Origin of the sequence: Desulfuromonas thiophila, assembly GCF_900101955.1 — a bacterium.
Classification (GTDB): Bacteria; Desulfobacterota; Desulfuromonadia; order Desulfuromonadales; family Desulfuromonadaceae; genus Pseudodesulfuromonas; species Pseudodesulfuromonas thiophila.
In genome coordinates, this window is the sequence record NZ_FNAQ01000012.1 from 45,058 (window position 1) to 60,122 (window position 15,065).

The window sequence follows — 15,065 nt, forward strand, 5'->3', positions numbered from 1 at the left end:
GCACCAGTACGCAAACTCAAACCCGCCACAGCCGCCAGCAACTGTGAATCCGCGGGTTACGACGGAAATCCTCCGGCAAGGTGGCCGCACCCAGATCCTCCCAGGCCAGTCCGGCGTCGGTCAGCGCTGCAGTATCAAGACGGAAGCGGCGCAAATTGGTGGAAAAAATCAGCTCGCCAGCGACGGCCAGGCGGGCGGCGGCGGCGGTCAGCAGTTCCACATGGTCGCGTTGCACATCGAAAACCCCTTCCATCCGTTTGGAATTGGAAAAGGTTGGTGGATCGACAAAAATCAGGCCGTAGCAGCCCTGCTCTTCGGCCAGCCAGGCCAGGCAGTCCGCCTGAATGAAACGGTGCGTCGGGCCATCAAAGCCATTACGCTGCAGATTGCGTCGCGCCCAGCGCAGATAGGTCGCTGACAGATCGACGCTGGTGGTACTGCGGGCACCGCCGGCAGCGGCATAGACCGTGGCACTACCGGTATAGGCAAACAGGTTGAGCATGTCGCGGCCTGCGGCCTTGTCACGAATCAGCTCGCGGGTCTGGCGGTGATCGAGAAACAGGCCGGTGTCGAGATAATCCTGCAGATTTACCTCAAATTTCAGCCCGCCCTCCTCGACGATAAAAAAACGGCCGCTGTCATCCTGCCGCTGATACTGCGCCTGGCCACGCTGGCGCTGACGCACCTTGACATGAACGGCATCGGCCGATACGCCAAGCACCTCGGGCAACAGGGTAACCACCTCGCGCAGGCGCCGCCGGGCCAGCCGGGGATCACACTCCGGTGGTGCCTGATATTCCTGCACCTGCACCTGCTCGCCATAAAGGTCAATGGCGACGGCATAATCCGGCAGATCGGCATCATACAGGCGATAGCAGCTGATCTGGCGCCGGCGGGCCCAGCGACCAAGGTGGCGCAGATTTTTACGCAAACGATTAGCGAACATCTGCCCGCCGTCCGACAGCTGTTCAACTGGCGCCAGCCCGTGGGAAGCCTCGACCGGTTCCCGGAAATAATACTGCGGTTCGATAACGAAATGCAGCAACTGGCACGGCAGGGCGCCATTGAAGAAATGGTGCTTACGCAAGGCCCGCAGGCCGAGCTGTGGCCCCAATTCGGGCGCGCCGGTCAACACGGCCAGTTTCCAACCCTGAGCCGCCTGCCGCAGCTGAACACCCAGCTGACGATACAAGCCCGCCACCTGTTCGACCGTGCCCAGCCGCTGACCATAGGGCGGATTGGTCAGCACCAGTCCGGCAGGCTGTGGCAGGCTGCGGCATCCGAGCTGATCCAGGGGCAGACTTTCGAAACAGACCTGCTCGCTCAGGCCGGCCCGTTCGGCATTGACCCGCGCCAGAGCCACGGCGTTGGCGTTCTGGTCAAAACCCAGCAGCGCTGGCACCTGCGCCATGCCCAGCTGCCAGCGCCGCCGGGCTTCGGTACGCAGCTGCTGCCACAGGACCGGATCGTGCCGGCACCAGTGTTCGAAGGCGAAACCCGAGCGCAGCAGGCCAGGCGCACCATCGCCAGCCATCAGAGCCGCCTCCAGCACCAGCGTGCCACTACCACACAGCGGATCGACAAAGGCGCCCCCGCGCGCGGCAATGGCGGGCCAGCCGGCCCGCGCCAGCAACGCCGCCGCCAGATGCTCCTTGAGCGGCGCCATGCCACCTTCACAGCGATAGCCCCGCCGGTGCAGGCTCTCGCCCGACAGATCCAGACTCAGCGTCAGCTGATCGCGATATAAATGCACATTGACCCGCCAGCAGGGCGTGCGGCTGTCAACATCGGGTCGCTGTCCGGTTGCCGCGCGAAAGCTGTCAACCACGGCATCCTTGACCTTCAGGGCGACGAACTGCGAATGGCGCAGCTGCGACTGCTGGACATGGCTGTCAACGGCAAAGGTGGCACTGACCGGAAAGTGGGCCGACCAGTCAACCTGGCGCGCCAGAGCGTAGAGCTGATCGGCATCACCAGCCGCCCCCTGGCACAGGGGCAGCAGCAACCGGCCACCAAAACGCGACCACAGACCGATACGATAGACCAGCGCCAGATCGCCCCGGCAATGCACGCCACCCCGTGCCAGCCGCACCGCCTCGGCAGCCAGAGCGGTGAGCTCCTCGGCCAGCAGCGGCTCCAGGCCGCGCGGCGCACTGACAAACAGCTCCAGGCCGGCCCCCGGCCCCTGCTTCACCACATCCATGCTGCCTAAGCGATCTCCACCAGTTCGAGGGCGAAATTGAGTGCCCGGCCGGCCAGAGGATGGTTGCCGTCGAGGGTGACCGTCCCCTCGCCCAGCTCCGCCACCGTCACCACCAGCGGAATGCCTTCGGCCGTCTGCGCCTGCAGCTGAATCCCGACTTCCAGCTCCAGCTCCGCCGGCAGCATGGCACGCTCGACCGTGACGCATTGCTCCTCGTCATAATCGCCATAGGCCTCGCTGGCCTCAATCCGCACCTGCTTGCGTTCACCAACCTGCATGCCCTGAATCGCCTGATCGAAACCGGGGATCACCGCGCCTTCGCCAAGGGCGAATTCCAGCGGCTCGCGCCCCTGCGAGGAATCAAACTGACTGCCATCGTCAAAGGTACCGGTATAGTGAACCTTGACGCGATCTCCGGGTTGCGCTGTAACCATGAAAACTACTCCTGTGAATGCTGATGCGTTTGCAGAAACAGCTGCAGCCGTTCATAGCAGCTGTACGGGATATCGCCGATGGCGCGAATGCGACCAAATTCGGCCCCGCCATCCTCGATACCATGAAAATCGGAACCGCCGGTCACCAGCAGATCGCGCCGCCGCGCCTGGGCCAGATACCATTCGAGTTCATCGCAATTGACGCCGTTGTTGTAGGCTTCGATGCCCTGCAGGCCGCAGGCACAGAGCTCATCAAGTAACTGCTGCATGGCCTGGGGATCGCGGGTAATGTAGGGGGGATGGGCCAGAACAGCCACACCACCAGCGGCGCGGATCAGACCAATGGCCTCATCGACGGGGAAAAACCGCTTCGGCTCGTTGCAACTGACCAGATACTGCTGAAAGGCCTCCTCCATGTTGCTGACCAGTCCCTGAGCCATCAGTTCCATGGCAATATGGGGCCGGCCGATACTGCCGGCGGCCCGGGCGCTGACGGCGGCGAAATCCAGCGGCGGCAGGGCGCGCTGGCGCAGCACCGCGTTCACCTTCTCGACGATACGGGCATTGCGCTGGGCGCGGAACTGCTGAAAATCGCGCAGGGCCTGCCCCAGCACCGCATCCGCCGGGTCAAAACCGTAACCCAACAGATGAATATCCTGATAATTGCGCCAGACACAGGACAGCTCGACTCCGCTGACCAGATAGATACCCAGATCACGGCTAGCGGCCTGGGCGGCAACCACGCCATCGATATTGTCGTGATCGCATAGCGCCAGCGCCCGCACTCCCGCCGCGGCGGCACGCGCCACCAGAAGCGATGGCGGATGAACACCATCGGAGCAGCTGCTGTGAACGTGCAGATCGACGCGCGGATGCATGAAGGTCCCTTTTGAGCCGGAGAAAAAAGGCAAAGCGCGATGGCCTGAAAGCGGCGGGAAGCGCCAGAAATGGCCGTCATGGTAACACAGCGAGAGCGCAGTCACCACCTCAACTTCCTGCCTCACCGACAGCAACAAGCGAAGACTTGCCATCGGCGTCGATCGTGCCATAATTAGCCAGACGGCTGCCCCGCCACCCCGTCTTGTTGTATCCGCCTATTTCGTCGTTCAGACCCTGGGGAAATCCCGCCTATGTCTTCGGTTGTCAAACTGCTCCGCCACCTGTTGCTACAGCTGGCCTTTTTCATACTCGGCGCCAGCCTGCTCAGTTTTCTGTCCTTTCTGCAGAAACTGCTGATCGGCTATCCGCAGAGACTCATTGGCTACCTGATCCCGGTGCTGGCCGGTGGCGTCACCTCCGTCATCATTGCCTACCTCTACGGCCGGCTCCGCCGGGCCGAACAGGCCAACCTGCAGCGGGCCGGACTTGACCTGCGCCTGCGCCTGCCCCACCTGCTGGTGCTGATCAACGCCGCGCTGTCCGGCAGCCTGCTGCTGTGCCTGTTCTCGCTGGCCCAGAAGGTGCTGGCCGGCTATCCCCTGCATCCGAAAGGCTTTGTCGTACCGACCCTGTTCGGCGGCGCCAGCGGCCTGCTCATCGGCATCTACCTGCTGCGCAATCATCAGCTGCTGGCAAGCCAGAGCGAAACCCTGGAACGGCTGCGGCAGGAAAAAAACAAGGTGTCGGACATTCTCGTTTCCATCAGTGACGGTTTGCTGGTGGCCGATGCCACCGGCCGCATCGAACGGGTCAACGCCGCCGCCCTGCAGCTGCTCGAGCTGGAAGAGGCCAACGCCTGCGGCCAGCCCCTCGAAGCCCTGTTCGCCCGGGCTGTCGCCAGCAGCCTGGATGACTTTTTCTCTCCCGAACGGCGCGGCCGCAGCCGCACCTTCAGCCTGCTGACCCGCGACGGCAAACCCCGCACGGTGAAGGCCCAGCTGGTGAATATCCGCAACGACCGCGGCGACTGCGGTGGGCTGCTGCTGATTCTGCATGACACCACGGAGGAGCACCGCATCGACCGGATGAAATCCGAGTTCATCTCCAGCGCCGCCCACAATCTAAAAACCCCGATAACCGCCATCGCCGGCTACTCCGAACTGCTGCTGGCCGATGGCGAACTGCCCGTGAGCCAGCGACAGGAATTTCTCGGTTACATCCACGAAAAAGCCTGGCAACTCGACCGGCTGATCAACAACCTGCTGGATATCAGCCGGGTCGAATCCGGTCGCGAGATCCGCCTGGAAAAACAGCTGCTGCCGGTAGCCAGCCTGCTTGAACGCGTTCAGCGGCTCTGCCATCAGACCCCCAGCACCTGCCAGTTCCGGATCGACTGTCGCGACGAGCAGACCCTTGTGTTCGTCGATCCGGACAAGATTGAGCAGGTCCTGCAAAACCTGATCAGTAACGCCATCAAGTTCTCACCCGGTGCCGAGTATGTCTTTGTCCACGGCCATCGTGCCGACCACTGTTATGAAATCAGTGTGCGCGACGAAGGTATCGGCATGACCGACGAGGAAACCACCCGCATCTTCGACCGGTTTTACCGCACGGACGCGGCCTCGGCCACCGCACCGGGTCTGGGACTGGGCATGAGTCTGGTGAAGGCGCTGGTGGAGGCGCACGGCGGCGAGATCCGGGTTCAGAGTGTGCTGCATCAGGGCACCACGGTCACCTTCAGCCTGCCCGCGCGCGACGACAAGACCCCATGAGTCAGACCGCGCCCTGTCTCCTGTCCGACCAACCCTGCCTGCAGGTCCGCGGACTGAGTACCTTTTTCTTCACCCGTGGTGGCATCGTCAAGGCCGTGCGCGAGCTTGACCTTGACCTCTGGCCTGGCCGCACCCTGGCCTTGGTGGGCGAATCCGGTTGCGGCAAATCCATCACCGCCCTGTCGCTGCTGCGGCTGGTGCCCGCCCCCGGCCGCATTGTCAGCGGCAGCATCCGACTCGACGGCGAGGAGCTGCTGCAGCTGCCCGCCCAGGAGATGCGGCGGCGCCGTGGCAACCGCATCGCCATGATTTTTCAAGACCCCATGACGGCCCTCAATCCGGTGCTGACCATCGGCCGTCAACTGACGGAAGGGTTGGAGCTGCATCGCGGCCTGAGCGGCCGAGCGGCCCTGCTGCGAGCGGCGGAGCTGCTCGACCAGGTCGGGCTGGCCAACCCGGTCCAGCGCCTGCGCGACTACCCCCATCAACTTTCCGGGGGCATGCGTCAGCGCGTGGTCATAGCCATGGCGCTGGCCGGCAAACCGCAGATCCTTATCGCTGACGAACCCACCACGGCTCTGGATGTCACCATCCAGGCCCAGATCATGACCCTACTGGGCGACCTGCAGCGACAACAAAACATGGCCCTGCTGCTGATCAGTCATGATCTGGGGCTGGTGGCCCAGAATGCCGACGAGGTCGCCGTGATGTACGACGGTCTGGTGGTGGAACAGGCGCCGGTCACCCAGCTGTTCGACAACCCCCTGCACCCCTACAGCCGCCATCTGCTGAATTGCATTCCTCGCCGTGCCGGTCAGCCAACCGAGACAGCCAGCCCGACCGGCCCGTTCTGGCACCACTGTCCCGCACGCTTCCGGCCGCGGCCGACAGGTCCGCCGCCACTGCAACAGACCAGCGCCGGTCATTGGCTGCGTTGCTGGCCGGAGACCCCCTGATGGATACCCTGCTGCAACTGGAAGGCCTGACCAAGGGCTTTCATGTCAGCGGCGGCCCCGGCCGGCCGCGCCAGTGGCTGCGTGCCGTCGAGCAGGTCAATCTGCAGCTGCGGCGCGGCGAAACCCTCGCGCTGGTGGGAGAATCGGGCTGCGGCAAGTCCACCTTGGCCAAACTCATTCTGGGCCTGCTGACACCGGACAGCGGCACGCTGCGTTTCAAGGGCCTCGAACCGACCCGCCTGCCCGGTGCGGCCCGGCGTCAGCTGCAACGCCAGATGCAGATGGTCTTTCAGGATCCCTTTTCCTCCCTTAATCCGCGCATGCAGGTCGGCACTATTTTGGCCGAACCCTTTCATATCCACCGCATCTGCTCCCGCGCCGAAGCCCACCAACGCGCGCTGCAGCTCTTGGAAGAGGTCGGTCTCACGCCGGATCATGCCCGGCGCTTCGCCCACGAATTTTCCGGGGGACAGCGGCAGCGCGTCGGCATTGCCCGCGCCCTGGCCCTGCGACCGGAACTGGTGGTGGCTGATGAACCGGTTTCGGCCCTTGACCTCTCCATCCAGGCGCAGATCCTGCAGCTGCTGCGCGATCTGCAGCAGCGCCATCAACTGACCTACCTGTTTATCAGTCACGATCTGGCTGTGGTTGCCAGCCTGGCCAGCCGGGTAGCACTGATGTACCTGGGCCGCGTGGTGGAAATCGCTCCGGTGGACGCCTTCTTTGGCCGCCCCCTGCATCCCTATGGCGAAATGCTGCTGCAGGCCCTGCCCCTGCCCGACCCGCACCACCGTCAACGGCCACGAGCGCGCGGCGAGATTCCTTCCGCCACGGCACCGCCGCCCGGCTGTCCGTTCCATCCACGCTGTGCCCACGCCCAGCCTTTGTGCCAACAGCAGCGCCCGCCACTGCAGGACGCTGGCAACCACCGACAGGTGGCCTGCTGGCGCGCCGCCGAATTGCAGCTTGAAGGCCTCGAACGACTGCTGCGACAGAGCCCTTGACCAACCTGTGCCAGCTGTGGCACAGTGCCTGTCCGACGCACCCCCGCGTCCGCCGAGAAGAAGGAATCCGTGTCATGGGCCCCATCCTGACCGTCAAGGAACGCTGTCGCAAATGTTACGCCTGCGTACGCAACTGCCCGGTCAAGGCCATCAAGGTCAAGGCCCATTACGCCGAGGTCATCCATTCCCGTTGTATCGGCTGCGGCAAATGCATTGCCGTCTGCACCCAGAAAGCCAAGGTTATTGCTGACAGCCGCGAGCAGACCTGGCGTCTGCTGGGCGGCAGCGACCGCAAGATCGCCGTTCTGGGCTGTTCCTACCCCGCCTTCTTTCAGGACGTGGCTCCCAACCAGCTGGTCAGCGGCCTGCGCCGGCTCGGTTTTGACGAGGTCCATCAGGGCGCCGCCGGCGTCGAATTGCTCAGCGCCAGCTATCATCAACAAATGCAACAGCCCGGCGACACCCCCCTGATCACCAGCCACTGTCCAACCATTGTCGACCTGATCGAACGCCACTATCCACAGATGCTCAAGAACCTGCTGCCGGTGGTCTCACCGATGATCGCCATCGGCCGCTTTATCAAGGCCTGCAACAGCGCACCGGTCCAGCTGGTCTACATCAGCTCCTGCATCGCCGGCAAATTTGAGATCTTCGCTGAACCCGTGGCTGACGCCATCGACGTGGTGCTGACCTACAAGGAACTGGGCCAGATGTTTCAGCAACAGCGCCTTGATCTGACCCGGCTGGGACACACCCCGTTCGACGGCCTGCAGCCGCGGCGCGGCTGCCTGTTTCCGATCAGCGGTGGCCCCTTTCAGGTTCTCGATATTCATGATGATTTCTTCCAGCCGCGCTATTTCTGTGCTGAAGGCGAGGAAAACTCACTCGAAATCATCCGTGATCTGGCCGCCGGTCGCATCGACGCGCGCCTGGTGGACATCCGCTTCTGTAATGGCGGCTGCATCGGCGGCCCCGGCCGCAACAACCGCCTGACCACCTTTGCCAAACAGACCCTGATTCACCGCCACTTTCAGCGCGACGACATCCGCTACAGCACCAGTGAGCGTTACGGCAAACCGCCACAGATCGATTTTGGCCGCAGTTTCCGCAACAAATACAAGCGCCTCGACCTGCCCAGCAGTGACAGCATCCGCAAGATTCTGCTGCAGACCAACAAGCACAGCGAACAGGACGAGCTCGACTGCGGCGGCTGTGGCTACCGCACCTGCCGGGAACATGCCATCGCCGTCTATCAGGGTCTGGCGGACATCGAAATGTGCCTGCCCTACTCCCTCAAGCGGCTGGAGGAAGACCGCCTGACCCTGACTCAGAAATACGAACTGGCGCAGCACGCCCTGTCACAGGAGTTCGGCGATCTGACCCTGGTCGGCAAGGACAGCCACACCCAGGAGGTGCTTAATCTGATCCACCAGGTCGGCCCGACCCCGACCACGGTTCTGATCCGCGGCGAAAGCGGTACCGGCAAGGAACTGACCGCCCGCGCCATTCACCGCGTCAGCCCACGCACCGACAAACCACTGGTCACCCTCAACTGCACCACCCTCAGCGACAGCCTGCTCGAAAGCGAGCTGTTCGGCCACCAGAAGGGAGCCTTCACCGGTGCCGTCAGCGACAAAAAGGGTCTGTTCGAGGCCGCCCACGGCGGCACCATCTTTCTCGACGAGATCGGTGATATCTCGCCCAAGGTACAGGCCGAACTGTTGCGGGTGCTCGACAGCGGCGAGATCCGCCCGGTCGGCGGCAATCACAGCAAGAAGGTGGATGTCCGACTGATCGCCGCCACCAATAAAAACCTGGAGGACGGTGTGCGCGAAGGCTGGTTCCGCGAGGATCTGTTCTACCGTCTCAACGTCTTCTCCATTACCATGCCGCCGTTGCGCAACCGCCTTGACTCACTGGAAGAGCTGCTGGAACACTTCCTGCGCCACACCAGCAAGCGCGTCAACAAGACCATCACGGCGATTGATCGGCGCGCCATAGAAGCCATGCGCCTGTATCACTGGCCCGGCAATATTCGCGAACTGCAGAACATCATTGAACGGGCGGCGGTTCTGACCCAGGATCGCAGCATTCACCTGGAAAATCTGCCGGTAGTCTTCACCGAACTGATCGGCCGACGCGGTCAGCAGTCGGGCGCGACCGATCAGTCCCTGCGCCAGAGCCTGGAGCAACAGATCAGCCTGATCGAAAAAGGCCTGTTGAAAAACTATCTGGAACAGGCCGCGGGCAATGTTTCCGCCGCCGCGCGCCTGGCCCAGATGCCCCGTCGCAGCTTTTATCGCCTGCTGGAACGACATCAGCTGCACAGCGCCGAACAGCGCGGCGATCAGCTGTGACAAATTCGGCACAGCTGCAAGAATACTTGTGCCACAAAAGGCACAAATCCTCGGCCCACACCCCAATCCGCCCACTGGCCGGCGACCTCACAAACCGCTCAGGCGTACTGACAATCAAAACGATATCGGTGAGTTGCAAACAAAATACCCGGCTTCCGACAATCTTGGCACCAAGACTGCTAGGCTTCTCCGGCATGTCTATGCCAAGGGAGCGCGTCTTTCTCATCCCCCGATTGACCGAAAACTCCTCCCTTACCTGTTCCGCCGCTCAGGATTCTCTCCTCCCGGGCGGCGTTTTTTATTGTGCCACCCAGCCCGCCTGTCCGCCCGACAACCGCTTTGCGGTTGAGCCAACCACCTTGGCCATGGTAGTCTATTGGGATTTTTCTGACCAACAGCCTTGACATCAAAGCGACTCCGGCGGCACAAGCCCGCCACCATCGCTGACCAGAACGCAACAAAAACGCGACAACGAACAGGAGAACCCCGATGGCAGGACACAGCAAATGGGCCAACATCAAACACCGCAAGGGCGCCCAGGACGCCAAGCGCGGTAAAATCTTCACCAAACTGATCAAGGAAATTACCGTAGCGGCCAAAATCGGTGGCGGTGACTTCGAAACCAACCCCCGCCTGCGCACCGCAATTGACAAGGCCAAGGGCAGCAACATGCCCAAGGACACCATCGACCGCGCCATCAAGAAGGGCACCGGCGATCTGGACGGCGTCAGCTACGAAGAGGGCACCATGGAGGGCTACGGGCCCGGCGGGGTCGCTGTCCTGGTTGAGATCATGACCGACAACCGCACCCGCACCGTGGCCGACGTGCGCCACTGTTTTTCCAAACACGGCGGCAGCCTCGGTGTCGATGGCTCGGTGGCGTTCCAGTTCGACCGCCGCGGCCAGATCACCTTTCCCGCCAGCGCCGATTTCGACAGCCTGTTCGAAGCGGCCCTCGAACTGGGTGCCCTCGACGTCAAGGACGAAGGCGAGTTCTATGAAATCCTCACCGAAGCCACCGATTTCGCCCAGGTGCGCGACGGCCTGAGCGCCAAGGGATTCAGCTTCGAAGCGGCTGAACTGACCATGATTCCGCAGAACATGGTGGAACTGGATGAAAAAAAGGCCGAACAGATGCTCAAGCTGATCGACAAGCTTGAAGACAACGACGATGTTCAGAACGTTTACACCAACGCCGACATCGACGACGACATCCTGAGCAGGATCATGGGCTGACGCGGCGACCATGCGCATTCTGGGAATCGATCCGGGCAGCCGCGTCACCGGCTACGGCTTGCTCGACCGACAGGGCAACCGGCTGCTGCACGTCGACAATGGCGCCATCATCACCCGCTCACAGGACGATCTGCCCCTGCGGCTGCAGCAGATCTTCGACGGGCTCGGCGCCATCATCCGCCAATACCGCCCCGACGCCGTCGCCATCGAGCAGGTATTCGTCGCCAAAAACGCCCTGTCGGCGCTCAAACTGGGCCAAGCCCGTGGCGCGGCGGTGGTGGCCGGTGTCAGCGCCGGACTGCCGGTCTATGAATACACCGCTCTGCAGGTCAAAAACGCCGTCGTCGGCTACGGCAAGGCCGCCAAGCCACAGGTGCAGCAAATGGTGCGGGTTCTGATGCATCTGCCCGAGATCGCCCAGGAAGATGCCTCGGATGCTCTGGCCGTGGCGATCTGCCACGCCCACAGCAGCCCCCTGGCCACACGTCTGGCCGGAGAGGCCGGCGCCAGCAGTAGCCGCCGGAGACTGGCGTGATCGCGCGCCTGAGTGGTCTGCTGTGCCACAAGGAACCCGAACAGCTCATTATCGACGTGCAGGGCGTCGGCTACCGGGTATTCGTCCCCCTGTCCAGCTTTTACGAACTGCCGGACACCGGCCAGCCGGTGCAATTGCATATCCACACCCTGGTGCGGGAGGATGCCCTGCTGTTGTACGGCTTTTCCAGCCTGCTGCAGAAACAGCTGTTTCTTTTGCTGCTGGGCATCTCCGGCATCGGTCCCAAGGTGGCTCTCAACATCCTGTCGCATCTGAGCTGTGATGAGTTGCAGCAGGCTCTGCTGCTGCAGGATAGCGTCCGCCTGTCACTGGTGCCGGGCATCGGCAAGAAAACCGCCGAGCGCCTGGTACTGGAACTGCATGAAAAGGTGCAGAAGCTCTCGGCGGCAGCAGCTGCGGCCAGTGGTCGCAGTGCCGCAACAACCGCTGGCCGCAGCGATACCGATGTGCTCAGCGCCCTGCTGAGTCTGGGATACAAAGAAAAGGAAGCCCGCGCCGCCCTCGGCCGTATCGAGGGAGCGGCCGGACTGAGCACCGAAGCCCTGCTGCGGGCGGCCCTGCAGGAACTGACTCCTGGCAGAAACTGACCGCCTTAAGGAAACGCCATGTCCGACCGGCTGATCAGTCCGCATCTGCGCGACGATGACGCAAACTTCGACAACCCGCTCAGGCCACGCAGCCTGGCTGAATACATCGGCCAGGAACAGGCCAAGCAGAACCTGGCGGTGTTCATCCAGGCGGCCCGCCAGCGCGATGAAGCCCTCGACCATGTGCTGTTTTACGGCCCTCCCGGTCTGGGCAAAACCACCCTGGCCCACATCATCGCCAGCGAGATGGGCGTCAACATCAAGAGCACCTCCGGCCCGGTCATCGAAAAAGCCGGCGATCTGGCCGCCATCCTGACCAACCTGGAACAGGGCGATGTGCTGTTCATCGACGAGATTCACCGTCTCTCGCCGGTGGTGGAGGAAATCCTTTACCCGGCCATGGAAGACTACCAGATCGACATTCTCATCGGCCAGGGGCCTTCGGCCCGCACCATCAAGCTTGATCTGCCCCGCTTCACCCTGGTGGGCGCCACTACCCGCGCCGGGCTGCTGTCGTCTCCCCTGCGCGACCGTTTTGGTGTCATCAGTCGGCTGCAGTTCTACACCCATGAGGAACTGGCGGTGATCGTGCGGCGCAGCGCCGACATCCTGCAGGTCGCCATCGACAGCGAGGGCGCGCTGGAAATTGCCCGCCGCAGCCGTGGCACACCGCGCATTGCCAATCGCCTGCTGCGGCGGGTGCGCGACTTCGCCCAAGTCGGCAGCGACGGCCACATTGATCGGGCCATCGCTGACCGGGCACTGCTGCGCCTGGAGGTTGACCGCCGCGGCTTCGACCACATGGACAGTCTGTTGCTGCAGAGCCTCATCGACAAGTTTGCCGGCGGCCCCGTCGGCCTCGACACCCTGGCCGCCGCCATCGGTGAGGAAAAAGATACCATTGAAGAGGTCATTGAACCTTATCTGCTGCAACAGGGCTACATCAGCCGCACCCCGCGCGGCCGCATGGCCACGGCGCTGGCCTATCAGCACTTTCACCGGCCGCTGCCGTCCCAGGCGGGTCAGAATGCCGGCCTGTTCGACCGCCCGGCCCCACAGGACGAGCCGGCATGACCAGCGTGGCTTCGTCTTCGACGCTGGCCCGGCAACTTTGCGACTGGCTTGCACCGGCATTGGAACAGGGCCGCTATCCGTTTCGCAAGGCCGACTGCGGCCTGCGCCTGTACAGCATCCGCGGCCCGCTGCATCCCGATCTGGTGCTGTGGATCAATCCCGGCAGTTTTGTCGCCGCCGCGCTGCTCAACCTGCTGCAGCATCCGCCCGACAACGACGCACTGATAAATGCCCAGGCCGCCGCTGAGGTGCTCGGGCTGAACCATTTCGTGCTCTGGCATCCCGGCGGACTCGACATTTACGAAACCGGTTCGCTGCGCATCCATCAGCATATCGCCGCTGGCGAACCCCGCCCGGCGCCCCAGGCAGCAGCTGCTCTAACGGAATTGCTGGAGCAGCTGCGACTGCTGTGCGTGTTGCACACCCGCCCGCCGGAACAACTCGGCGCCTGGCATCTGTACAACCTGTGCGAACAGGCTCTGTGGCGGGCCGGCGACCTTCACGCCACCCGGCTGCGCCGGACAGCGGAGCCCCCCGCAGATTTGGAATCGCACGTACGCCAACAGATGCTGCTGGTACTGGCCCTGCTGCTCGACGCCCTCGCCGACGGCCGCCTGCCACGCCATCTGGGGCCGCAGCAATTGGCCACCTTTGTCGCGGCCCGACGATCGCCGGCCACGACCGACAGCCTGCCGTTGCCCGAAGAGGCCGCTGCCGCCGAACTGCTGTTCGTGCTGCACCGGCTGGAGCAGCTCAGTCCCTTTCACCCCGTCGAGCGGGCCAGTCAGTTCATTGAACTACTGCTGCATGGCAGCCATCCCCTGGCCCAGGCCGGGCTGCCGCAGCCGAAACTGCCCGCTGCCGACACTGCCGTTCTGCAACTGTACTGCGATGATCTGCTCAGCGATCCCGCAGCCATCGACATCGATCAGTCCGGCCGATTGGCGCTCAAAGCACTGCTGCGGCGCCTGCACCAAACGGGCAGCCCTCCCGGCCGCCAGGAAACACAACTGTTCGCCCTGACAGCCTGCGACCTGCACCACGCACGGGCCTGTCTGGTGGACAGCCGGGAACCTTCAGCCCAGCAGCTTCCGCGACTGCAGGGGTTGCTGCGTCAAGTCTGGCCAGGCCGACGGCTGATCCTGCCACCCCACAGTCCGCTGGCCCTCTGGCAACTGGCCTATCTGCTGGGACTGCTGCCAACCGGGGCTCGCTGCGATCTGTGTCTGCCGGCCGCGCTGCTGGGCCAGCCAGCTGCGGAGACGGTACTGGCGCTGATTCATCAGTGCTGCCATCTTGAACAGCTGCAATCGGATGGCAGTCTGTGCCAACTGCGGCTGTGGCGCCAACCGGCGGAGCCGGGCGCACTCACCCAGCTGATCCATCTCAACCACCAGCGGGCGCTGGCCTGGCATGATCAACCCTTTGCCACCACGCCACTGCAAGCGCAAGCGCCACATCAAAACATTACCGAAACAGAGCCTCCGCCAGCGGCAACAGCTATGCCAGGCCGCCAGCAACAGGTGCGCGAGGCCATCGACCAGCAGATTGCCGCCCGACCGCGCTTTCATTTTCCAGCCGACTATCTCTATGATCTGGCCAGCATCGAACGCCGTCATCACACCCTCAACAACGGCCCCTGGCAACTGGGTCAACAGTTGCTCGAAAATGTCAGCCTGCTGGATTGTCACGGCAAGCGGATTGTGGAAACCGACATCGACCACGCCTGGGCCTTGCTGCTGGCATCCCACAGTCAGCAACAGATTGAACTGCCCCTGGCCCAAGAGGCCTGTCGTGAGCTGGTGCTGCGCTATCTGGAGGATCTGGCCAGCCTGCGCACCCTGATTCTGAGTGAAAGCCACGCCGGCCTGACCCCCGCCCGGCTGGCCCGCCGTTTTGCCACCCGCCTGTGGCGCCAACTGGCCCTGCCACCCTGGGACAGGATACGGCTCTGCGCCCGCCAGTACGGCCGGTCCCTGCCAGCCTGAGCAGGAGAACTTGCAGGCG

Annotated in this window: 12 protein-coding genes; 9 read left to right on the forward strand and 3 right to left on the reverse strand. The window is 63.3% G+C overall.

Features of this window, described 5'->3' with window-relative positions; translation table 11 throughout:
- Positions 1-16: 16 nt before the first annotated feature.
- The 3 genes from rlmKL to BLR80_RS09630 are packed head-to-tail and all read right to left on the reverse strand — an operon-like array spanning position 17 to position 3,668.
- Positions 17-2,203: a bifunctional 23S rRNA (guanine(2069)-N(7))-methyltransferase RlmK/23S rRNA (guanine(2445)-N(2))-methyltransferase RlmL gene (gene rlmKL / locus BLR80_RS09620; RefSeq protein WP_092079271.1), complete on the reverse strand. Its 2,187-nt coding sequence runs from the start codon at positions 2,201-2,203 to the stop codon at positions 17-19.
- Positions 2,204-2,208: 5 nt separating this feature from the next.
- Positions 2,209-2,637 (reverse strand): FKBP-type peptidyl-prolyl cis-trans isomerase, encoded by a 429-nt coding sequence (locus tag BLR80_RS09625; RefSeq protein WP_092079274.1) that lies wholly within the window; start codon positions 2,635-2,637, stop codon positions 2,209-2,211.
- A 5-nt stretch (positions 2,638-2,642) separates the two neighbouring features.
- Positions 2,643-3,668 (reverse strand): PHP domain-containing protein, encoded by a 1,026-nt coding sequence (locus BLR80_RS09630; RefSeq protein WP_245691461.1) that lies wholly within the window; start codon positions 3,666-3,668, stop codon positions 2,643-2,645.
- Between the two features lie 99 nt (positions 3,669-3,767).
- Here BLR80_RS09630 and BLR80_RS09635 point away from each other — a divergent pair, with 99 nt between their 5' ends.
- The 9 genes from BLR80_RS09635 to BLR80_RS09675 all read left to right on the forward strand — a co-directional run bounded on the left by BLR80_RS09635 (position 3,768) and on the right by BLR80_RS09675 (position 15,046).
- The gene (locus tag BLR80_RS09635) at positions 3,768-5,288 is read left to right on the forward strand and encodes a sensor histidine kinase (RefSeq protein ID WP_092079280.1); all 1,521 of its coding nucleotides are present in this window, start codon (positions 3,768-3,770) and stop codon (positions 5,286-5,288) included.
- Complete coding sequence (locus tag BLR80_RS09640; RefSeq protein ID WP_092079283.1) at positions 5,285-6,244, forward strand: ABC transporter ATP-binding protein; 960 nt, start codon at positions 5,285-5,287, stop codon at positions 6,242-6,244. The genes BLR80_RS09635 and BLR80_RS09640 overlap by 4 nt, the downstream gene beginning before the upstream one ends.
- Positions 6,244-7,248 (forward strand): ABC transporter ATP-binding protein, encoded by a 1,005-nt coding sequence (locus tag BLR80_RS09645; protein ID WP_092079286.1) that lies wholly within the window; start codon positions 6,244-6,246, stop codon positions 7,246-7,248. Before BLR80_RS09640 ends, BLR80_RS09645 begins: the two co-directional genes overlap by 1 nt.
- 74 nt (positions 7,249-7,322) lie before the next feature.
- Entirely contained in the window at positions 7,323-9,605 is a 2,283-nt protein-coding gene (locus BLR80_RS09650) for a sigma 54-interacting transcriptional regulator (RefSeq protein ID WP_092079289.1), read from the forward strand.
- 489 nt (positions 9,606-10,094) lie between these two features.
- Positions 10,095-10,841 (forward strand): YebC/PmpR family DNA-binding transcriptional regulator, encoded by a 747-nt coding sequence (locus BLR80_RS09655; protein ID WP_092079292.1) that lies wholly within the window; start codon positions 10,095-10,097, stop codon positions 10,839-10,841.
- A 10-nt stretch (positions 10,842-10,851) separates the two neighbouring features.
- A complete protein-coding gene (ruvC, locus tag BLR80_RS09660; protein WP_092079295.1) occupies positions 10,852-11,376 on the forward strand; it encodes a crossover junction endodeoxyribonuclease RuvC in 525 nt (174 codons plus the stop codon).
- A complete protein-coding gene (gene ruvA, locus BLR80_RS09665; RefSeq protein WP_092079298.1) occupies positions 11,373-11,984 on the forward strand; it encodes a Holliday junction branch migration protein RuvA in 612 nt (203 codons plus the stop codon). Before ruvC ends, ruvA begins: the two co-directional genes overlap by 4 nt.
- A gap of 18 nt (positions 11,985-12,002) precedes the next feature.
- A complete protein-coding gene (ruvB, locus tag BLR80_RS09670) occupies positions 12,003-13,058 on the forward strand; it encodes a Holliday junction branch migration DNA helicase RuvB (protein ID WP_092079301.1) in 1,056 nt (351 codons plus the stop codon).
- Entirely contained in the window at positions 13,055-15,046 is a 1,992-nt protein-coding gene (locus tag BLR80_RS09675) for a hypothetical protein (RefSeq protein WP_092079304.1), read from the forward strand. The genes ruvB and BLR80_RS09675 overlap by 4 nt, the downstream gene beginning before the upstream one ends.
- Positions 15,047-15,065: the final 19 nt, after the last annotated feature.